The sequence below is a fragment of the Pseudomonas sp. 06C 126 genome, assembly GCF_001855215.1.
Taxonomy (GTDB): Bacteria; Pseudomonadota; Gammaproteobacteria; order Pseudomonadales; family Pseudomonadaceae; genus Aquipseudomonas; species Aquipseudomonas proteolytica.
This window is the reverse complement of record NZ_MIFU01000105.1, coordinates 1-22085: the sequence shown is the minus strand read 5'-3', so window position 1 is coordinate 22085 and position 22085 is coordinate 1. Positions and strand designations below refer to the sequence as shown.

The following is a 22085-nucleotide window of genomic DNA, read 5'->3' as shown; positions in this document are numbered from 1 at the left end:
CGCTTGGTTTGTAAACTCTGGTCATAACTTTTGCCCAAGCGCTTGCTTGGGTGGCTGCCACGGCCTAAATTGCCGGCCATGACGCAATCAAAGTAGTTGAGGAGAGCAGCATGGATGAGCAAAAAGCCCTGGAGGTGATGCGCACCATGGTGGACGGCGGGCAACTGACCGACCCCGACAGCGCTCGGGGCAAGCTGCTGCAGACCGCGGCTCACTTGTTTCGCAACAAGGGCTTTGAACGCACCACCGTGCGTGACCTGGCCAGTGCCGTGGGGATTCAGTCCGGCAGCATCTTTCACCACTTCAAGAGCAAGGACGAAATCCTGCGGGCGGTGATGGAAGAAACCATCCACTACAACACCGCGATGATGCGTGCCTCTCTGGCCGAGGCGAGCAACGTGCGCGAGCGGGTGTTGGCCCTGATTCGCTGCGAGTTGCAGTCGATCATGGGCGGCAGCGGCGAAGCGATGGCGGTGCTGGTGTATGAATGGCGCTCGCTGTCGGCAGAAGGCCAGGCCCAGGTGCTGGCGCTGCGGGATGTGTATGAGGAGATCTGGCTGCAGGTGCTGGGCGAGGCCAAGCAGGCCGGTTATATCAAGGGCGATGTGTTTATCACCCGGCGTTTCCTGACCGGGGCGTTGTCCTGGACCACGACGTGGTTCCGCGCCCAGGGCAGCATGACCCTCGAGCAATTGGCCGATGAAGCGTTGCTGCTGGTACTCAAGGCCGATTAGGCGTGGCGCACAGGCCATTTATTGTCGGGTAGAAAGTTGTCTCCCCAGACAAAAACGCCTAGCTTAGCGAGATCCAGATTTTGAACGGTGCACGCCTGATGTTTTCGCCATTGCAGCTGGCTGCAGGACTTACAGTATTGGCAATGGGCACCTTGTGGCAGGCGCAGGTTTCGGCGGCCCAATTGGTCCGGATCGGTGCCGCGCATTTTCCACCGTACACCGTGCGCCCGGAGCAGGGCGCCGACACCGGTTTGCTACCGCAACTGCTGGAGGCGCTGAACCGTACGCAGACCGAGTACCAGTTCGTGCTGGTACCAACCTCCATCCCCCGACGTTTTCGCGATTTCGAGCAGGGCCGGATCGACATGGCCATTTTCGAGAACCCGCAATGGGGCTGGCAGGATATTCCCCATACCAGCGTCGACATGGGCCTGGAGGACGCCGAGATTTTCGTCGCCCAGCGCCAGCCCGGTCGCGACCAGGCATATTTCGCCGACCTCAAGGGCAAGCGCCTGGCGGTGTTCAGCGGTTATCACTACGCCTTTGCCAACTTCAACCCCGACCCCAAGTACATGGCTGCGCAGTTCAACGCCACGTTGACCTATTCCCATGACAGTAACTTGCTGATGGTGACGCGTGGCCGGGCGGATATCGCCCTGGTGACGCGCTCCTACCTCAGTGACTTCATGGTGCGCAATGCGGACACGGCCGGGCAGTTCCTGGTGTCGGAGCGCATCGATCAGGTCTACCACCACTACGCGTTGCTGCGGCCCAAGGCTGCGATCAGTGGCCCGGCGTTTGCCGCATTGCTCAAGGGCCTGCGCGACAGCGGCGAGCTGTTGAAGATCTTCGAGCCGTACCGCATTGAGGTGCTGCCGGTGCCCGACGCGCGGTGATCCGGGAACTGCCGGCTTAAATTTTTGTGGCTGGTTCACGTCACTTCGACTAACTGTCGACGATTATCGTGAGCGCCCTCTATGCCCAATCCCCAAGACTTGTCAGTCCTGCCACTCCCGGCAGGGCCCGCCCTTAACGCAGACGAAAGTGACGGGCGCCTGACCCTGACCGTCGCCGGCCAGCCCCTGGTGCGCCTGCGCCTGGAGCGTGGCGAAGCATTGCACCTGCACTTGCAAAACCCAGGCGAGGTGCCGTCAGTGCAGGCCTTGTGGGCAGCAGTTTATTGGCTGTTTGCCCGCGAGCCCGAGCGCCAGCAGTTGGCCTGGCATCTTGAGCACGCCCCGGACGAGGCCCTGCGCAGCGGTCTGCTGCTGGCCACGGAGGTGGCGGGGCAATTTCGTTGCGAACGCACCCTGTTCTGGCAATTGCCGCAGCCGTGGCTGGGCCAGGCGTCGAGCGGTGTTTACCCGCAGCAAATGGTCATCAGCACTGGCAAGCGCCATCCCCTGCGTGCGCCCAAGCCGTGCGGCGAAGTCTATCGACGTTTCGATGCGCGCCTGGGCGCCTGGATCTCACTGCGCACGCTGGAGATCGATGTGGACCTGGCGCGCTTCAATCGCTGGCAGAACAGCGCGCGGGTCGCCAACTTCTGGCAGGAAAGCGGCAGCCTGGAGCAGCATCGTGACTATCTGCAGAAGCTTGCAGCCGACCCGCATACCTTGACGTTGATCGGCTGTATCGACGATGAGCCCTTTGCCTATTTCGAGGCGTATTGGGCCAAGGAGGATCGCATCGCGCCGTTCTATGAGGTGGACGACTACGATCGCGGTATCCATATGCTGGTGGGGGAGGAGCATCACCGTGGGCCGCACAAGGTCGCCAGTTGGCTGTCGGCGTTGGTGCACTACTTGTTCCTCGACGACCCGCGCACCCAGCGGGTGGTGGCGGAGCCGCGGGCTGACAACGCCAGGATGATCGGCCATATGCACAACCAGTGTTTCCACTGCGAAAAGGAATTCGATTTCCCCCACAAGCGTGCGGCGCTGATGATCCTGGGGCGGGAGCGGTTTTTTGAGCGGTGTGGGTTGGTCTGAGGGCTACAGGGCAACGAATATCAAATGTTGTGGGAACGGGCTTGCTCGCTCCCACACAAGCTCACCCGTGATTGCAATTGCGTGGTGCTCAGACACGTCGGGCAAAGGTATCGCTATGGGTCCCCGAAACCTTGCGGCAGTGCACCAGCGCGTCGCGGATCATAAAGTTGACCAGGGTCGGCGACACGCCCAGTTCCTTGGCAATGTCCTTTTGCGGCACGCCATGCAGGCGGTACATCTCGAAGGCGTAGCGCGTGCGCTGGGGCAGTTCGGTCAGGGCGTCGGCGATGTTTTCCAGGGTGGAAAAATTGATGTGCGAGGTTTCCGGTGAAGCGCCATGAATAACCACATTCAAGCCTTCCTCTTCCGTCCCGGAGTACTTCAGTTCCAGGGCCTGTTTACGGTAGTGGTCGATAGCCAGGTTGCGCACGATCTGGAACAGGTAGCTCAGTTGCGCCTTGAACGATGAGGTGATCTGCGGTGCCGATTGCAGTCTGAAGTAGGCGTCCTGCACCACGTCTTCGGCGCGGGAACGGCAGCCGGTAATGCGCGCCGCGATCTTGACCAGGATCAGTCGATTATCGACAAACGCCTGGAGTAACGGTGAATCGCACCTGCTTGTGGATACTTGTTCCGTCATGGAAATCACCTTGCTGCAATAAGGTTAGTGGAGGGCATCCCTGCTGAGGCCTCCTACACATCGGGCAACAAATTATTCTTAATGATAATGATTGTCAAATGAGAAGTGGAACTAATCTTATACCGAAATGCAAACTGTGAGGTGCATCTCTTTGTGCGCGGGCCCTGGCCTGGCGACTAATTATTTTGCCGTGCCATCCGTTCTCATTGGTGACAGGCCAGCCAACACGCCGGCCATGGATTTGCACCCGGAGGAGGACGACATGCGTTTGTATCGCGAGAACCCAGCGTTCCAGGCAGGGGTGGTCTGAGATGAGCACGTCGACCCGCTTGCGCCTGTTTTGCCTGCCCTATTCGGGCGCCAGCGCCATGTTCTACAGCCGCTGGCGCCGGGCGTTACCCGAGTGGTTGCAGGTGTGCCCACTGGAGCTACCGGGGCGAGGCATGCGCATGGACGAACCCTTGCAGCGCGATATCAAGGTGCTCGCCGCGCAATTGGCTGGCGAGATCAGTGCCGAACTCGACGGCCCCTACGCCTTGTTTGGCCACAGCCTCGGTGGCTTGCTGGCGTTCGAACTGGCCCATGCCCTGCGCGAACGCGGGCTGCCTGCGCCCCTGGCGCTGTTTGCCTCGGCCACCGCCGGCCCGGCGCGCCGCGATGTCAGCGAGTACGCCGTGGAAAAAGACGACACCCAGTTGATCGACCGCCTGCGCACGCTCAAGGGCACTCCCGAAGACGCTCTGGCCAACCGTGAATTGATGCAGTTGGCGCTGCCGATCCTGCGCGCCGACTTCCTCTTGTGCGGCAGCTTCCACTACGGCGAGCGCGAGCCGCTGTCGATGCCGATCCATGTGTTCGGCGGCAAGCAGGACGACGTGCGCGCCGACGAGTTGCTCGACTGGCAGGAAGACACCGCCAGCGGTTTCTCCCTGGACATGTTCGAGGGGCATCACTTCTACCTGGTGCAGCAGCAAAGCTCGCTGTTGCGCTGCGTGCGGCGCTATGCCGACGAACATTTGACCCGCTGGCGCCATGGCGCTGCCCGGCGGGCGGCCTTGGCGACCGGCTGAACCCGCCGCCGCGCGCCCACGCCCTCTATCCCCGATTTCCCCGTAAGCCGATTTCAGGCAGGAACCCCTCATGATGGACGCCTTCGAACTTCCCCGCACCCTGGTCCAGTCCCTCCAACGCCGTGCCACGCAGACCCCGGATCAGGTGGCCCTGCGCTTCCTGGCCGAGTCCGCCGACGACACCGTGGTGCTCAGCTACCGTGACCTGGACCTGCGCGCCCGCACCATCGCCGCCGCCTTGCAGGCCTCGGCCGGGTTGGGCGAACGTGCGGTGCTGCTGTTTCCCAGCGGCCCGGATTACGTCGCGGCGTTTTTTGGCTGCCTGTATGCCGGGGTCATTGCGGTGCCGGCGTATCCGCCAGAGTCGACCCGTCGCCATCACCAGGAGCGGTTGCTGTCGATCATTGCCGATGCCGAGCCAAGGCTGTTGCTGACCAGCAGTGGTTTGCGCGACTCCCTGGGGCAAATCCAGGAAGCGCCGCCCTTGCTCTGCGTGGATGAGTTGCACAGCGAAAGCGCTGCCGGCTGGGTCGCACCAGACCTGCAGGACGACGACATCGCCTTCCTGCAATACACCTCCGGCTCCACGGCCTTGCCCAAGGGCGTGCAAGTCACCCACGGCAACCTGGTGGCCAACGAACTGCTGATCCGCCGTGGCTTTGGCATCGACCTCAACCCCGATGACGTGATCGTCAGCTGGTTGCCGCTGTACCACGACATGGGTTTGATTGGCGGCCTGTTGCAACCGATCTTCAGTGGTGTGCCGTGCGTGTTGATGTCGCCGGCGTACTTCCTCGGCCGGCCCTTGCGCTGGCTGGAAGCGATCAGCCAATACCGCGGCACCATCAGCGGCGGCCCCGACTTCGCCTACCGCCTGTGCAGCGAGCGGGTCAGCGAGTCGGCCCTGGAGCGCCTCGACCTGAGCCATTGGCGTGTGGCTTATTCCGGCTCCGAGCCAATCCGCCTGGACACCCTGGAACGTTTTGCCGAGAAATTCGCCCGCTGCGGCTTCACCCCGAACAACTTCTTTGCCTCCTACGGCCTGGCCGAAGCGACCTTGTTTGTCGCCGGCGGCACCCGTGGCCAGGGCATCCCGGCCTTGCGCCTGGACGAACAGGCGCTGGCCGCCAACCGGGCGGAGCCGGGGCAGGGCAGCGCGATCATGAGCTGCGGCACCAGCCAGCCCGAGCATGGGGTGCTGATCGTCGAGCCCCATACCCTGGCGGAACTGGCCGACAACTGCGTCGGCGAAATCTGGGCCACCGGCCCGAGCATTGCCCACGGCTACTGGCGCAACCCCGAAGCCACCGCCAAGACCTTCGTGCAGCATGCCGGTCGCACCTGGCTGCGCACTGGAGACCTGGGCTTTATGCGTAACGGCGAGGTGTTTATCACCGGGCGCCTGAAAGACCTGCTGATCGTGCGCGGCCACAACCTGTACCCGCAAGACATCGAGCAAACCGTCGAGCGCGAAGTGGAAGTGGTGCGCAAGGGGCGTGTCGCGGCGTTTGCGGTGAATGACCAAGGCCTGGAAGGGATTGGCATTGCTGCAGAAATCAGCCGCAGCGTGCAGAAGATCCTGCCGCCCGAAGCCCTGATCAAAGCCATCCGCCAGGCGGTGGCCGAGGCCTATCAAGAGGCGCCGTGCGTGGTGGTGCTGCTCAATCCCGGCGCGCTGCCGAAAACCTCCAGTGGCAAGGTCCAGCGTTCGGCCTGCCGCACTCGCCTGGCCGATGGCAGCCTCGACAGCTACGCGCAGTTCCCCGATCAGGCCGTGCAGGCCGGTGAGGGCGCCTTGGCGTCGGCGCTGCAACAGCAGATCGCCGCGATCTGGTGTGAGCAGTTGCAAGTGCCACAGGTGGCTGCCGATGATCACTTCTTCTTGCTCGGCGGCAACTCCATCAGCGCCACCCAGGTGGTCGCCCGGCTGCGCGAGAGCCTGGGCCTGGAGCTTAACTTGCGCCTGTTGTTCGAAGCGCCGGTGCTGGCTGATTTTGCCGCCAGTGTCGGGCAACTGCAGCAGGATGGCGGCGTGGCCCAGGGCGCAATCAGCGCCTTGTCACGCCAGCAGGATATGCCGCAATCCCTGGCGCAGAACCGCCTCTGGATCACCTGGCAACTGGACCCTCACAGCAGCGCCTACACCATCCCCGGCGCCTTGCGCCTGCGCGGCGAGCTGGATGAAGACGCGCTGCAGGCAAGCTTCGCGCAACTGATCCAGCGCCACGAAGCGCTGCGCACGCGTTTCTATGAGCGCGATGGCCAGGGCTACCAGCGTGTCGATGCCCAGCGCGAGTTTGCCGTGCAAGTCATCGACCTGCGCGACTTGCCCGTGGCCGAGCGTGAAGCCCGCGCCGCACAGATCCGCGAGGACGAGGCGCGCACCCAGTTCGACCTGGAGCAGGGCCCGCTGCTGTGGGTCACGCTAGTGCGTCTGGACGATGAGGATCACCAGTTGCTGGTGACGATGCACCACATCATTGCTGACGGCTGGTCGCTGAATGTATTGATCGATGAGTTCTCGCGCCTCTACGCCGCCGCGTCCCAAGGCCAGACCCTCGCGTTGCCAGCCCTGGCCGTGCAGTACGCCGACTACGGCAGTTGGCAGCGCCAATGGCTGGCCGAAGGCGAAGGCCAGCGCCAATTGGCCTACTGGCAGCGGCAACTGGGTGACGAACATCCCACCCTGAACCTGGCCACCGATCACCCGCGCTCGGCCCAGCAACGGCACAGCGCTTCGCGCTACAGCGTGCGCCTGGATGCGGACCTCGGCGCAGCCATCCGCCAGACTGCCCAGGCCCACCAGGCCACGCCATTCGTGCTGTTGCTGGCGGCATTCCAAAGCCTGCTGCACCGCTACAGCGGCCAGCGCGATATCCGCATCGGCGTGCCCAACGCCAACCGCGGGCGTCACGAAACCCAGGGCCTGATCGGCTTCTTCATCAACACCCTGGTGCTGCGCGCCGAGGTGGATGCGCGCCTGCCGTTCAGCGAGCTGCTGACGGCGACCCGCCTGGCGGCCACCGAGGCCCAGGCCCATCAGGACTTGCCGTTCGAACAACTGCTGGAAGCTTTCCCACAAGCCCGGGAACAGGGGCTGTTCCAGGTCATGTTCAACCAACAGCAGCGCGACCTCAGCGCCTTGCGCCGCCTGCCGGGCCTGCTCGCGCAAGAGTTGCCATGGCACAGCCGCGAAGCCAAGTTCGACCTGCAACTGCATAGCGAAGAAGACCGCAGTGGGCGCCTGAGCCTGTCATTCGACTACGCCGACGAACTGTTCGACGCCAGCACTATTCAGCGTCTGGCCGCGCATTTGGTCAGCCTGTTGCAGGCTGTCTGCGCGCAACCGCAACAAGCGCTGGGCGACATCCCGCTGCTGAACGCCAACGAACACGCCCAGCAACGCACCTGGAGCGAGGCACCCTGCACACCGGCGCAGCACCTAGTGCCGGAGCAGCTCAACCAACATAGCGACGAGCGCACCGCCCTGGTCTGGCAGGACGCCAGCCTGACCTTTGCCCAACTGCACACCCAGGCCAACCGCCTGGCCCATTACCTGCGTGACAAAGGCGTCGGCCCGGACGTGTGCGTGGCGATTGCCGCCGAGCGCTCGCCACAACTGCTGATCGGCTTGCTGGCGATCCTCAAGGCCGGTGGCGCCTATGTGCCGCTGGACCCAGACTACCCGGCTGACCGGCTGGCCTACATGCTGGCCGACAGCGGCGTGCAATTGCTGCTGACCCAGACCCATCTGCTGCAACAGTTGCCGGTAGCCGAGGGCGTATCGGTGATCGCCATGGACAGCCTCAAGCTCGACAGCTGGCCGACCCAGGCGCCGGGCCTGCACCTTGATCCCGACAACCTCGCCTATGTGATCTACACCTCCGGCTCCACCGGCCAGCCCAAGGGCGTGGGCAATACCCATGGCGCCCTGGCGGAGCGCTTGCAATGGATGCAGGCCACCTACCAGTTGGATGAAAGCGATGTACTGATGCAAAAAGCACCGATCAGTTTCGACGTGTCGGTGTGGGAATGCTTCTGGCCGCTGATTACCGGTTGCCGCCTGGTACTGGCCGGCCCCGGCGAGCATCGCGACCCCCATCGCATTGCGCAGTTGGTGCAGGAACATGGGGTGACCACCCTGCATTTTGTGCCGCCCCTGTTGCAGCTGTTTGTCGACGAGCCGCTGGCGGCCAAGTGCACCAGCCTGCGCCGGGTGTTCTCCGGTGGTGAAGCCTTGCCCGCCGAATTGCGCAATCGGGTCCTGGCGCAATGGCCAGCGGTGCAGTTGCACAACCGCTATGGGCCGACCGAAACCGCCATCAACGTCACCCATTGGCATTGCCAGGGTGCAGATGGTGAACGCTCGCCGATCGGCCGGCCACTGGGCAATGTGATTTGCCGGGTACTGGACGCGCAATTCAACCTGCTGCCGGCGGGTGTGCCGGGCGAGCTGTGCATCGGCGGGATTGGCCTGGCCCGCGGTTATCTGGGGCGTGCGGGGCTGACGGCTGAACGTTTTGTGGCCGACCCGCTGGGCGCGGCGGGCGCACGCCTGTACCGCACCGGCGACCGCGTGCGCTGGGCTGCCGATGGCGTGCTGGAGTACCTCGGGCGCCTGGACCAGCAGGTCAAGCTGCGCGGGTTTCGCGTCGAACCGGAAGAAATCGAGGCGCGGCTGCTGGCCCAAGACGGCATCGCCCAAGCGGTGGTGCTGATCCGCGACACCGCCGGCGGTGCGCAGTTGATCGGTTACTACACCGCCAGCGGCGAGTTGGCTGAGCAGGACGTGAAAGCCGCCCTGGCCGCCGAGTTGCCGGAGTACATGGTGCCGGCGCAACTGATACGCCTCGACGCCATGCCGCTGAGCCCCAGCGGCAAGGTGGATCGCCGTGCCTTGCCGGAACCGGTGTGGCAGGTGCGTGAGCACGTGGAGCCGCAAACCGCGCTGGAACAACAAATCGCCGGGATCTGGCGCACGGTGTTGGGCCTGCCGCGTATCGGCCTGCGCGACGATTTCTTCGCCCTTGGCGGCCACTCGCTGCTGGCCACGCAAATCATCTCCCGTACACGCCAGGCCTGTGATGTGGAGCTACCGCTGCGCACCTTGTTTGAAGCCAGCGAGTTGGGGGATTTTGCCGAGCAGGTCCGCTTGATCCAGGCCAGCGGCCAGCGCAACCAACAGACCGCGATTGGCAAGGTCGATCGCAGCCAGCCGGTGCCGCTGTCCTATTCTCAACAGCGCATGTGGTTCCTCTGGCAAATGGAGCCGGACAGCCCGGCCTATAACGTCGGCGGCATGGCGCGCTTGCGCGGGGTGCTGGATGTGGGGCGTTTCGAGGCGGCGTTGCAAGCCTTGATCATGCGCCACGAAACCCTGCGCACCACCTTCCCGAGCATCGATGGCGTGGCCCGGCAGAAAGTCGCCGCGCAAAGCAGCGTGCGCATGAGCTGGCAGGACTTCTCGGGCCTGAACGAGGCCGAGCGCCAACTGCGCTTGCAGCAACTGGCCGACCAGGAAGCCCACAGCCCGTTCAACCTGGAGACCGGGCCATTGCTGCGCGCCTGCCTGGTCAAGGCTGGCGATCAGGAGCACTACCTGGTGCTGACCCTGCACCATATCGTCACCGAAGGCTGGGCCATGGACATCTTTGCCCGTGAACTCAGCGCGCTGTACGAAGCCTTTATCGATGAGCGCGAATCGCCGCTCGAACCCCTGCCAGTGCAGTACCTGGACTACAGCGTGTGGCAGCGCCAATGGCTGGAGGCCGGTGAGCGTCAGCGCCAGCTCGACTACTGGACCACGCAACTGGGCAACGAACATCCCTTGCTGGAACTGCCCAGCGATCGGCCACGCCCGGCGGTGCAAAGTCATCAGGGCGAGTTGTACCGTTTTGACCTCAGCGCCGACCTGGCCGCCAGGGTTCGCGCCTTCAATGCCGAGCATGGCCTGACGCTGTTCATGACCATGACCGCAACCCTGGCGACGCTGCTCTACCGCTACAGCGGCCAGACCGACCTGCGCATCGGCGCGCCAGTGGCCAACCGGATCCGCCCGGAAAGCGAAGGGCTGATCGGTGCCTTCCTCAACACCCAGGTCGTGCGTTGCCAGCTCGACGGGCAGATGCGCGTCGGCGAGCTGTTTGAGCACGTGCGCCACACCGTGATCGAGGGCCAGTCCCATCAGGATCTGCCATTCGACCATCTGGTGGAAGCCCTGCAACCGCCGCGCAGTGCTGCGTATAACCCGCTGTTCCAGGTGATGTGCAATGTGCAGCGCTGGGAATTCCAGCAAAGCCGGCAACTGGCCGCAATGACCGTCGAATACCTGGCCAACGACGCGCGTGCCACCAAGTTTGACCTCAACCTGGAAGTCACCGACCTCGACCATCGCCTGGGTTGCTGCCTGACCTACAGCACCGACCTGTTCGACGAGCCGCGCATTGCACGCATGGCGGCCCATTGGTGCAACCTGCTGGAGGCGCTGATCGCCGATCCGCAGCAGCGTTTGAGCGAGCTGGCGCTGCTGCAGATCGATGAGCAGCGTGCCCTGCAAGACAGCCTCGGGATCGAGGCCGGCGAGCACCGTCTCGACCAGTGCATCCATCATCTGTTCAGCCAGCAGGTCCAGGCCCGTGGCGAGGCCCCGGCGCTGACCTTTGCCGGCCAGACCCTGAGCTACCGCGAGCTGGACAGCCGCGCCAATCGCCTGGCCTGGATGCTGCGCGAGCGTGGGGTTGGCCCGCAGGTGCGGGTCGGCCTGGCGCTGCCGCGCTCCCTGGAAATGGTCATCGGCCTGCTGGCGATCCTCAAGGCCGGCGGCGCCTATGTGCCGCTGGACCCGGAATACCCGCTGGACCGCCTGCACTACATGATCGAAGACAGTGGCATCGGCCTGTTGCTCAGCGATGCGGCGATGTTCGATGCCCTGGGCACGTTGCCCGCCAGCGTCAGTTGCTGGTGCCTGGAAGATGACCTGCCGGTGCTCGCCAATTTTCCGGCCAGCGACCTGCCGGCGATCAGCCTGGCGCAACATCAGGCGTACCTGATCTACACCTCTGGTTCCACCGGCAAGCCCAAGGGTGTGGTGGTGTCCCACGGTGAAATCGCCATGCATTGCCAGGCGGTGATCGAACGTTTTGGCATGCGCGCAGAGGATTGCGAACTGCATTTTTATTCGATCAACTTCGACGCCGCCACCGAGCGCCTGCTGGTGCCGCTGCTGCGCGGCGCGCAGGTGGTATTGCGCGCCCAGGGCCAATGGGATGCCGAAGAAATCTGCGGGCTGATCCGTGAGCATCGCATCACTATCCTCGGCTTTACCCCAAGCTATGGCAGCCAGCTGGCGCAATGGCTCGCCACCCAAAACCAAACCTTGCCGGTGCGCATGTGCATCACTGGCGGCGAAGCCCTGACCGGCGAGCATTTGGCGCGTATCCGTGCGGCGTTCCAGCCGGCGCTGTTTTTCAATGCCTACGGGCCGACCGAAACGGTGGTCATGCCCCTGGCCAGCCTGGCCCCCGAGGTGCTGGAGGAGGGCGCTGGCAGCGTGCCGATCGGTAGCATCATCGGCGCGCGGGTTGCCTATATCCTGGACGCCGACTTGGCACTGGTGCCCCAAGGTGCCACTGGCGAGCTATTCGTCGGCGGTGCCGGCCTGGCCCAGGGTTATCACCAGCGTCCAGGCATGACCGCCGAGCGTTTTGTGGCTGACCCGTATGCCGATGGCGGGCGGCTCTATCGCACCGGCGACCTGGTGCGCCAACGCGCCGATGGCCTGGTGGAGTACTTGGGGCGGATCGACCATCAGGTGAAAATCCGTGGTTTTCGCATCGAATTGGGCGAGATCGAAACCCGCCTGCTTGAGCATGAGGCGGTGCGTGAGGCGGTGGTCCTGGCCCTGGACGCGCCGAGTGGCAAGCAACTGGCGGCGTATCTGGTCAGTGATGCCAGCGATCACGCCGCTTTGCGCGAGGCGCTCAAGGTGCACCTCAAGGCGCAACTGCCGGACTACATGGTGCCCACGCACCTGATGGTGCTGGACAGCATGCCGCTGACCGCCAACGGCAAGCTCGACCGCCGCGCCTTGCCGCAACCGGACGCCGAGGCCAATCGGCAAGCGTACGTGGCGCCGAGCAATGAGCTGGAGCTGAGCCTCGCCGCGATCTGGTGTGCGGTGCTTAACGTGCAGCAGGTCGGGCTGCACGACAACTTCTTCGAATTGGGCGGTGATTCGATCCTGTCGATCCAGGTGGTCAGCCGGGCGCGGCAGGCGGGGATTCACTTCAGCCCGCGCGACCTGTTCCAGCACCAGACTGTGCAGGCCCTGGCGACGGTGGCCACGCGCAGTGAGCAGATCACGGCCGAGCAGGGTGTATTGACTGGCCCTTCGGGCATGACGCCGATCCAGCATTGGTTCTTCGACAGCCCGATCCCGGCGCGTCACCACTGGAACCAGGCGCTGCTACTGGCGCCGGTGCAGGCCCTCGACCCGCGCCGCCTGGAGCAGGCGCTGCTGGCGGTGCTGGAACATCACGACGCCCTGCGCCTGAGCTTCACCCAGCGCGATGCGCAATGGCATGCCGAGCATCTGGCGGTGCCGGAAGGCGGAGTATTGTGGCTGGCCCAGGTGACGGATATGCAGCAGTGCGAGGCGCTGTTCGCCGATGCCCAGCGCAGCCTAGACCTGGAGCACGGCCCGCTGCTGCGCGCCTTGCTGGTGGACGGGCCGATGGGGCAGCAACGCTTGCTGATCGCGATCCATCACCTGGTGGTGGACGGCGTGTCCTGGCGTGTATTGCTCGAAGACCTGCAAAACGTCTATCGCCAGTTGAGCGACGGCCAGGCAGTCAGCCTGCCGGCCAAGACCAGCGCATTGCGTGACTGGGCCGCGCGTTTGCAGGCCTATGCCAGCAGTGAATCCCTGCGTGAAGAACTGCGCCTGTGGCAGCAACAGTTGGCCGGCCCGGCGGTTGAACTGCCGGTGGACCGCGCGCACGGTAGCCTGCGCAATCGCGACGCGCAGACCGTCAGCGTGCGCCTGGATGCCGAGCGCACCCGCCAATTGCTGCAGCAGGCGCCGAGCGCCTATCGCACCCAGGTCAACGACCTGCTGCTGACCGCACTGGCCCGCGTGCTGTGCCGCTGGAGCGGGCACGAGTCGACGCTGATCCAATTGGAAGGCCACGGCCGCGAAACCCTGTTCGATGAGATCGACCTGACCCGCAGTGTCGGTTGGTTCACCAGCGCGTACCCGCTGCGCCTGACCCCGCTGGATATCGAGGAGGCCAGCGGCCAGGGCGCATCGATCAAGGCGATCAAGGAGCAACTGCGCGCGGTGCCCCACAAGGGCCTGGGCTATGGCGTGCTGCGCTACCTGGCCGACAGCACCTGTCGCCAGGCCATGGCCGCGTTGCCGAGCGCTTCGATTACCTTCAATTACCTGGGGCAGTTCGACCAGAGTTTTGATAGCCAGGCGCTGTTCCACCCACTGGAAGCGTCTGCCGGCCCGGCCCATGATCCGGATGCGCCGCTGCCCAACGCCTTGAGTGTGGACAGCCAGGTGTATGGCGGCGAATTGGTGCTGCGCTGGACCTTCAGCCGCGAGCGCCACGACCAGCAGACCATCAGCGAACTGGCCGATGCCTACCTGGGCGAGTTGCAAAGCCTGATCGCCCATTGCCTGCGCGACGACGCCGGTGGCCTGACGCCGTCCGATTTCCCCCTGGCGCACCTGACCCAGGCGCAGCTGGATGCGTTGCCGGTGCCGGCCAGCGCCATCGAGGACGTGTACCCGCTGACACCGATGCAGGAGGGTTTGCTGTTGCATACCCTGCTGGAGCCGGGCACCGGGCTGTACTACATGCAGGACCGCTACCGCATCAACAGCGAGCTCAACCCCGAGCGCTTTGCCCTGGCCTGGAAAGCCGTGATCGCCCGGCACGAGGCCTTGCGTGCGTCGTTCTGCTGGAATGTCGGCGAAGACATGTTGCAGGTGATCCACAAGCCCGGCAGCACGCCCATCGAATACCTGGACTGGACCGGTACCCCGGCCGAACAACAGGAGCCACGCCTGCAAGCCCTGCTCAAAAGCGAGCGCGAGGCCGGTTTCGATCTGCTCAACCAGGCACCGTTCCACCTGCGCCTGATCCGCGTCGGCGAAGCCCGCTACTGGTTCATGATGAGCAACCACCACATCCTGATCGATGCCTGGTGCCGTTCGTTGTTGATGAATGACTTCTTCGATATCTACATGGCCCTGGGTGAAGGCCGCGAGGCGCAGTTGGCAGCGCCGCCACGCTATCGCGACTATATCGCCTGGCTGCAACGCCAGAACCTGGCCGAGGCGCGGCAGTGGTGGCAACAGAACCTGCAAGGCTTTGAGCGCACCACGCCCATTCCGAGCGACCGGCCATTCATGCGCGAACATGCCGGCCATAGCGGCGGCATGGTGGTGGGTGATTGCTACACCCGCCTGGATGTACGCGAAGGTGCGCAATTGCGCGAGCTGGCCCAGGCGCATCAGTTGACCGTGAACACCTTCGCCCAGGCGGCGTGGGCCTTGGTGCTGCGGCGCTTGAGCGGCGAGCGTGACGTGTTGTTCGGCGTCACCGTGGCCGGGCGCCCGGTGGACATGCCGCAGATGCAGCGCACGGTCGGCCTGTTTATCAACAGCATCGCCCTGCGGGTCAAGGTGCCTGAGGACGATCAGCCGTGCAGCGTGCGCCAGTGGTTGAGCACGTTGCTCGACAGCAATATGCAGCTGCGCGAATACGAGTACCTGCCGCTGGTGACGATCCAGGAGCACAGCGAACTGCCCAAGGGCCAGCCGCTGTTCGACAGCCTGTTTGTATTTGAAAACGCCCCGGTGGAAGTCTCGGTACTGGACCGCGCACAAAGCCTGAATGCCACCTCGGACTCGGGCCGCACCCACACCAACTTCCCGCTGACGGCCGTGTGCTACCCAGGTGATGACCTGGGGCTGCACCTGTCCTACGACCAGCGTTATTTCGATGAAACCACCGTGCAAGGCATGCTCGCTGAGTTCAAGCGCCTGCTGCTGGCGCTGGTGCAGGGCTTCCATGGCGACATGGCCGACCTGCCGCTGATCGGCGAGCAGGAGCGTGAATTCCTGGTGGACGGTTGCAACCAAAGCGCTCATGACTACCCGCTGGAGCGCAGCTACGTCGAACTGTTCGAAGAGCAAGTGGCGCAGCATCCGCAGCGCATTGCCGCCAGTTGCCAGGACCTGCGATGGACCTATGCCGAGCTCAACCAGCACAGCAACCGCCTGGGCCATGCGCTGGTCGCGGCGGGTGTCGGCCTGGATCAGCCGGTGGCACTGCTGGCCGAGCGTGGCCTGGATCTGCTGGGCATGATCATCGGCAGCTTCAAGGCCGGAGCGGGTTACCTGCCGCTGGATCCTGGCCTGCCGACCCAGCGTTTGAGCCGGATCATCGATTTTAGCCGCACGCCATTGTTGGTGTGCACCCAGGCCTGCCATGAACAGGCGCAGGCCCTGCTCGAAGATTTTGCCTGTGGCGCGCGGCCCAAGTTGCTGGTGTGGGAAGACGTGGAGGGCGCGGATACCGACCCGGGGATCTATAGCAGCGGGGACAACCTCGCCTATGTGATCTACACCTCCGGCTCCACCGGGCTGCCCAAGGGCGTGATGGTCGAACAGCGCGGCATGCTCAACAACCAACTGAGCAAGGTGCCGTACCTGCAACTGAGCGAGCAGGATGTGATCGCCCAGACGGCCTCGCAGAGTTTTGATATTTCTGTGTGGCAGTTCCTCGCTGCGCCGCTGTTCGGCGCGCGGGTGGATATCGTGCCCAACACCATTGCCCATGACCCGCAGGGTTTGCTGACCCATGTCCAGGCCCAGGGCATCACGGTTCTGGAAAGCGTGCCGTCGCTGATCCAGGGCATGCTCGCCCAGGACCACATCAACCTGGATGGCCTGCGCTGGATGTTGCCGACCGGCGAAGCGATGTTGCCTGCGTTGGCGCACCAATGGCTGTTGCGCTACCCGGATGTCGGCCTGGTCAACGCCTACGGCCCGGCGGAGTGCTCGGATGACGTGGCGTTCTTCCGCGTGGACCTGGCCTCGACCCGTGGCACCTACCTGCCGATTGGTACACCGACTGATAACAACCGTTTGTACTTGCTCAATGGCGCGCTGGAGCTGGTGCCGCAAGGTGCGGTCGGTGAGTTGTGCGTGGCCGGCACCGGTGTGGGCCGTGGTTATGTCAGCGACCCGCTGCGCACCGCCCAGGTGTTTGTGCCGGATCCGTTTGGTGCACCGGGGGAGCGGTTGTACCGCACCGGCGACCTGGCGCGTCGGCGCAGTGACGGCGTGCTGGAGTACGTCGGGCGTATCGATCATCAGGTGAAGATTCGCGGTTATCGCATTGAACTGGGTGAAATCGAAGCGCGCCTGCACGAACAGCCCGAAGTGCGCGACGCTGCGGTGGGTGTGCAGGAAGGCGTGAATGGCAAGCACCTGGTCGGCTACCTGGTGGCGAGCGAGGCCAGCCTCAACCCCGGTGAGCGCCTGGACCGCATCAAGCAACGCCTGCGTGCCGAACTGCCGGAGTACATGGTGCCGTTGCATTGGCTATGGCTGGAGCGCCTGCCGTTGAACGCCAACGGTAAACTCGACCGCAAGGCCTTGCCGGCCCTGGAAATCGGCCAACTGCACAGCCAGGACTACTTGGCCCCGCGCAGCGAGCTGGAGCAAACCCTGGCCACGATCTGGGCCGAGGTGCTGAAGGTCGAGCAGGTGGGCGTGCTGGACAACTTCTTCGAATTGGGTGGGCACTCGTTGCTGGCCACGCAAATCGCCTCGCGCGTGCAGAAAACCCTGCAGCAGGATGTACCGCTGCGGGCGATGTTCGAATGCAGCACGGTGGCGGAACTGGCAACCTATATCGAAGGCTTGGCGGCCAAGCAGATCAGCGCCGGGACGGTGGATCGGTTGAGTGATTTGATGGCGGAGCTGGAGGGGTTATGAGCAGACCGTTTGTCTGGAGTAGCGGAGGCTCCCGGTAGAACTGTCAATTCTGACAGTAGGCAGGTGCGCGACAAAAGAGTTCACTGGCGGGAAACCCTCGGTCTCATGCTGACTGAGTGTAATACCCCCCTGAACACGGAGTTCTTGTCATGGCCAAAGAAAAAACAGCGCGTGAATCCACCTCTACCTCTGTTGACTCCAAAACGTCCAAATCGGCCAAGCCGACAGCGCTGGAAGTCGACGCACCGTCAGTTTCCAGTGAGGTGGATAACGTCGTCATTCCATCGCGAATGCCCGGCTCGTACCTGATCGTTGATTCGCGCATGGACAGTTCAGCTATCACCGTGAGGTTCAGTGCAAAGGAGGCACCTGAACTGGTGCTTGAGGATATTGTGGACTCAAGTGGTGGGTCGGGGGCCAGGCACATTGATATCCCGCTGGACTACCTGACGAAGACCATGGGGTTCACCCTTCTTATTTCATATGAAGGAAGATCACAAGGGCAGCCCGCTGCTTCGCTGGTCAAGGAAGTCTGGATTTCGTTTTACCCTGCCAGCGAAAGTGAAGACCTGGCACCGCGACTACTGCATGAAAAAATCGTCCACAACACGCCTACCTATGACATGCACGATCACACAGGCAATGAGACGGTTCTTGTGCCTGTCCATCCTCTCGCCAAAGCGGGAGACAAGGTCTATTGCACTGCCGTTACCGAGCAAGATGTTATTCCGTACAAGTTCTACAGCGTGATTTACGGTCATGTGTTAACTGCCGAAGAGGCGGTTGCAGGTTACGTACTAAAGCCTGAAATTGCGCGTGGTTGGTTGGCGCGACGCAAGCCATGGCGATCAATCACGCTCCAATCCGCGTGGATCACGAGCGGTTTATCGGCCGAGCCCCCAGCGGACATTGATCCTCACCTGGAGACGCGCCTGCCGAGAAACGCGCTAGAAGTTCAACGTCGGCGCACGGCCGCTTTAATTGTAGCTCCCGGATTGGATCTGCCGGCCCCACACCTACGCCAGTCGGTGGAGTACAACGCACAGTGGTGCCTTAACCCAGAACTCACTAAAGACGGGGGGGACGTAGACGCTCCCAACCTGGACACCTATGCAGGCGATCGCGTGTGTTTCTCGGTAAGTGGGCCGGGTTATGAGGCGCAGCCGCTGGGCTGCGTGGAAATCGAACACGATGGGGAACAAGCGTCTGTCAAACTGTCGGCCTGCATTGTTGCTTGTTTCTTTAACAAATCAATGACGCTGAGCTACACGGTGGCGTTCAACGATAATGAACAGCAATCACCTGCTCAGGTAGTCAGCGTGTTGGTGCCCCAATTCACTCACCCGGGTATTGAAGAGGCAACTAACGGAAAGTTGGACCTTCGCACGTTCCCAGGGGCTGCAATGGCTACAGTGCCGGTTTGGGCCTATGCCGAGTGTTCGAGTTGTTGTTGGATGTGGGTCACGGGTGTGCAAGGGGACGGCAGTGCTTACCGGTTCGACATTTTGACGGGCGCGCCGATGACCGAGGACTGGAAGATTCATGGGGTCGATGCATCTATCCCGCGGGGCGAGCTGCAAAAGCTGGCCGACTGCAATGATTTTGAACTGCACTTTGCGGTGAGCTTCTGTGACGCGAGTGACCTTGCGAGCGCCCACGAGTTTGTTGCTCAGACCTTCAATATCGAGCAGGAGCCTCTGGTACTGCTGGAGCCCACAGTCACCGAAGCGGTGGGGGCGGACCTGACCGCCTGGAATGGAAGGAATGGCGTACATGTCGCAGTGGATTACGTTGGTAACAATCCTACTCACAGCATCAGTGTTTGCTGGAGGAGCGCGAATGACACTTGCTGGCCGTTGGCTTCCAAACCGGGCAGTACCGCAGGAGCGGTCATCTTCACCCTACCTTCGGAAGCGGTGATCGAGAGTATGGGTAAAACGGTGCCCATCACTTACACCGTGACGACGGCGTGCAAGGTGCAGACTTCACCGCCTTTGAACTTGCAGATCAGCAATCCGGTGCGCCTGGAAACCCCGAATGTGCTGGAGGCCACACCTCCCAGGACTCAAAACGCCATTCTGGATCTGAGAACATTTACCGGGAATGCCAACTCCCTTGAAGATCCCATGTGGTTCCTGCGGGCAGGGCAGAAGTGCTGGCTGCGGGCAACCGGAACAAAAAAAGACGGTACTGCTTTTTCGTTCGTAGTGTATGCGGCCAGAAGTATTACAGCGGCGGAGGCGACCGCAGGCGTGGCCAACCCCGTATTGCGTGCTGAGCTGGAGAAGGCGATGGATGACTCCAACATGACCTTTACCTTCAGCGTGGCAACCGATGGCAGCTTGACGGAAAATGTGGTGTGCCCATCGCGGGTGCTGAATATGGTTCTGCCGCTCGATGACCTGACAACCTTTGATAACAATAACTGGAATCACTGGATTAAAGGGCCCGCGGCTACTGACCTGATGTTTATGGTGTTTGAAGGAGAACCTTGTCTGGTCAACGGGACCTATGAGCATGGAGGTGTCGGTGTCATTTTGTATAAAGATTTCACAGGGCTGAAAGTCGGGAATACGTATGAATTTAGCATGGTGGTGCGGCGCACCAACTTTGCTGATCCTGTCCCTAAGTTATCGCTGAAAACCAGTGCCGGTCCGGTTACGGCGATCACACTGGTCCCAGGACTCGCCTGGATTCCGCTGCGAGGTAATTTTGTCGCTAATGCGTCGACGATGCGTCTGGAAGTGTGGAGTCACGAGGCATCAGGAATTACGGGCAATGATTATGCACTGGACACCATCAGGGTCCGTGGATAGCGTGATCCGTTGAGAATCAATGCCCTTTGGCAAGGGCATTGATTGCTTGAAAGAAGCATGACCTATTTGGTCCCTGAATTTTTAAGGCTTTCGGGCGACAACACTCTTTGGTGTACGCCCGTCTGCCGTTGGTCGGCCAGTCGCGTTTCAAATGTCAGAACTGTCAATTCTGACAGTAGAAAACCCTCCTTTTTCAGTATGTGATGGACCGTATTGCAGGTTAGCGGTAGCGACTTGCACATACCCGGTCCTTTCTGAAATGGAGTTCCCCATGCCTGATTCAAAATCCAAGGTTGTAGAGCTGCCCGCACCGGTGCTGGTCGAGGCGCAAGGTCAGTCCCACATCGACCCACTCAAGCTGTTGGAGGGCGCCACGGTGCGTGCCTGTTATGACGGGATGATTGAAGAGGATCAGATTGCCCTGTGGTGGTTGACCACACCTAATAACTACGTCGATATCGGATCCCAGCAGGGCGTGGAGGCGGGCTGTATCGATTTTCATGTTCCGCCTGAATATATCGGTATGCGCCTGGATAACTTCGCGATTTTTTACTACAGCGTGACTCGCAATGGGCAGGAGCTACCCGGTTCCTCGCAAGGTCAGGTACGAATCAGCTTGCCGTCCAACCTGCCTGAACCGCAGGTCCTCCAGGCCTCGTCCGGCACCCTGGACCTCGGCCAGTTGTGCTGTGATGATCCGGTGACTGTCTACGTTGCCCCTTGGCCCTTTATCGATACCATTCAGTTGTGTCGGCTCTATGTCGGGGGGATCAACCCTGACGGTTCCAAATTCCGCTGGAGCCCTTTTGACGACGAGCCGATTACTGAAGAAGACGTGCGTAACGGCTGGTCCAGAACCCTGTCTCGAGCTGAACTGGCGAGGCTCAAGCATGACAGTGAGTTGTATCTTGCCTTCAGTGTCCAGTTCCTCCCGGGTCAGTCGAGACCGGTCTACAGGCTGTTTCCTTCGCTGCTGTTGAACTTGCTGATCGAGCCCCATCTGGAGTTGTCTGCCCCCCATCTGCAGGAGTCGGTGGACTGCGGCGCCGATGGCTGGATGCTCAACCCGGTGAATACGGTGACTGGTGCGCATCTACAGGTGGCTTATGACCGTATGTGCCCAGGGGACCGGGTCTGTCCGACTGTCACGGGCACGCCAGGGTCGGGTTCGCCGGTGCTGGAGTGCCGAGTTGTTGGCGAGGGTGAGTCGAGCGTAGTGTTCCAGATCCCCCCTTCGGCGATCAGTGCCAACCTGGAGGCGACAGTTTCGTTCTTTTATAGCGTGTCGCGCTCCTGTGGTGGTTCCTGGCAGTCGCCGTCCCGGGAGGTGAGCATCCTCGACATCAGCGGCCTGCCCAAACCGGTTGTTGAACAGGCCACGGGCAATGTGCTGGACCTCAATACCTTTGCCGGCGATGCCTCGGCAACCGTCATCCCCTGGCCCTATGTTGCACTTGGCCAGGCTTGCTGGCTGTGGGTGACGGGTGAGTTGAAGGATGGCAGCCCCTACAGTTTTGAAGTGCTAAGCGGTGAGGCGCTTACCGAGGAGTGGCTGAGCGGTGGGGTCAACACACCGCTCCCGCGTCATGAGCTGCAAAAGCTGGCGGATTGCAGTGATATCGAGGTGCATTTTGCGGTGAATTTCAACGACCAAGTGGACCGGGAGAGCGCGAAGGTATTCCGGCGCCTGGTACTGCACATCACACAGAAAGACCTGGATCTCAAGGCTCCGAGCGTGCGCGAAGCGGTAGACGGGCAATTGACGATATGGAATGGCCGGGATGGTGTGACGGTAAGGGTCGAATACGAGGGCATCAGC

The 22085-nt window shown here is 62.4% G+C and carries 7 protein-coding genes and 1 pseudogene; 7 read left to right on the top strand and 1 reads right to left on the bottom strand.

Going from position 1 to position 22085, the window contains the following annotated elements; all coding sequences use genetic code 11:
* Positions 1-110 precede the first annotated feature (110 nt).
* The 3 genes from BHC62_RS20500 (at position 111) to BHC62_RS20490 (ending at position 2725) form a co-directional block, all read left to right on the top strand.
* Positions 111-734: a TetR/AcrR family transcriptional regulator gene (locus BHC62_RS20500; RefSeq protein WP_070995948.1), complete on the top strand. Its 624-nt coding sequence runs from the start codon at positions 111-113 to the stop codon at positions 732-734.
* Positions 735-832: 98 nt separating this feature from the next.
* Complete coding sequence (locus BHC62_RS20495) at positions 833-1630, top strand: ABC transporter substrate-binding protein (protein WP_070995954.1); 798 nt, start codon at positions 833-835, stop codon at positions 1628-1630.
* 81 nt (positions 1631-1711) lie between these two features.
* Positions 1712-2725, top strand: coding sequence for a GNAT family N-acetyltransferase (locus BHC62_RS20490; protein ID WP_070995947.1), 1014 nt, complete (start codon positions 1712-1714; stop codon positions 2723-2725).
* A gap of 88 nt (positions 2726-2813) precedes the next feature.
* On the opposite strand, the gene BHC62_RS20485 is transcribed toward BHC62_RS20490, so the two are convergent.
* Entirely contained in the window at positions 2814-3365 is a 552-nt protein-coding gene (locus tag BHC62_RS20485) for an RNA polymerase factor sigma-70 (RefSeq protein ID WP_029298131.1), read from the bottom strand.
* 311 nt (positions 3366-3676) lie between these two features.
* Here BHC62_RS20485 and BHC62_RS20475 point away from each other — a divergent pair, with 311 nt between their 5' ends.
* From BHC62_RS20475 to BHC62_RS20460, 4 genes and pseudogenes are all read left to right on the top strand, one after another.
* Entirely contained in the window at positions 3677-4435 is a 759-nt protein-coding gene (locus tag BHC62_RS20475) for a thioesterase II family protein (protein ID WP_029298136.1), read from the top strand.
* A gap of 70 nt (positions 4436-4505) precedes the next feature.
* On the top strand, positions 4506-17450 hold the full coding sequence (locus BHC62_RS20470) for a non-ribosomal peptide synthetase (RefSeq protein ID WP_070995946.1): 12945 nt from the start codon (positions 4506-4508) through the stop codon (positions 17448-17450).
* Positions 17451-17599: 149 nt separating this feature from the next.
* The gene (locus BHC62_RS20465) at positions 17600-20266 is read left to right on the top strand and encodes a hypothetical protein (protein ID WP_070995945.1); all 2667 of its coding nucleotides are present in this window, start codon (positions 17600-17602) and stop codon (positions 20264-20266) included.
* 271 nt (positions 20267-20537) lie between these two features.
* Positions 20538-22085, top strand: a pseudogene (locus BHC62_RS20460) (hypothetical protein); the annotation flags it as partial.

Excerpts from the sequence above, each read along its gene's own strand:
- BHC62_RS20485 (WP_029298131.1), bottom strand. The coding sequence starts at position 3,365 with ATGACGGAACAAGTATCCACAAGCAGGTGCGATTCACCGTTACTCCAG.
- BHC62_RS20475 (WP_029298136.1), top strand. The coding sequence starts at position 3,677 with ATGAGCACGTCGACCCGCTTGCGCCTGTTTTGCCTGCCCTATTCGGGC.
- BHC62_RS20465 (WP_070995945.1), top strand. The coding sequence starts at position 17,600 with ATGGCCAAAGAAAAAACAGCGCGTGAATCCACCTCTACCTCTGTTGAC.
- BHC62_RS20495 (WP_070995954.1), top strand. The coding sequence starts at position 833 with ATGTTTTCGCCATTGCAGCTGGCTGCAGGACTTACAGTATTGGCAATG.
- BHC62_RS20470 (WP_070995946.1), top strand. The coding sequence starts at position 4,506 with ATGATGGACGCCTTCGAACTTCCCCGCACCCTGGTCCAGTCCCTCCAA.
- BHC62_RS20490 (WP_070995947.1), top strand. The coding sequence starts at position 1,712 with ATGCCCAATCCCCAAGACTTGTCAGTCCTGCCACTCCCGGCAGGGCCC.
- BHC62_RS20500 (WP_070995948.1), top strand. The coding sequence starts at position 111 with ATGGATGAGCAAAAAGCCCTGGAGGTGATGCGCACCATGGTGGACGGC.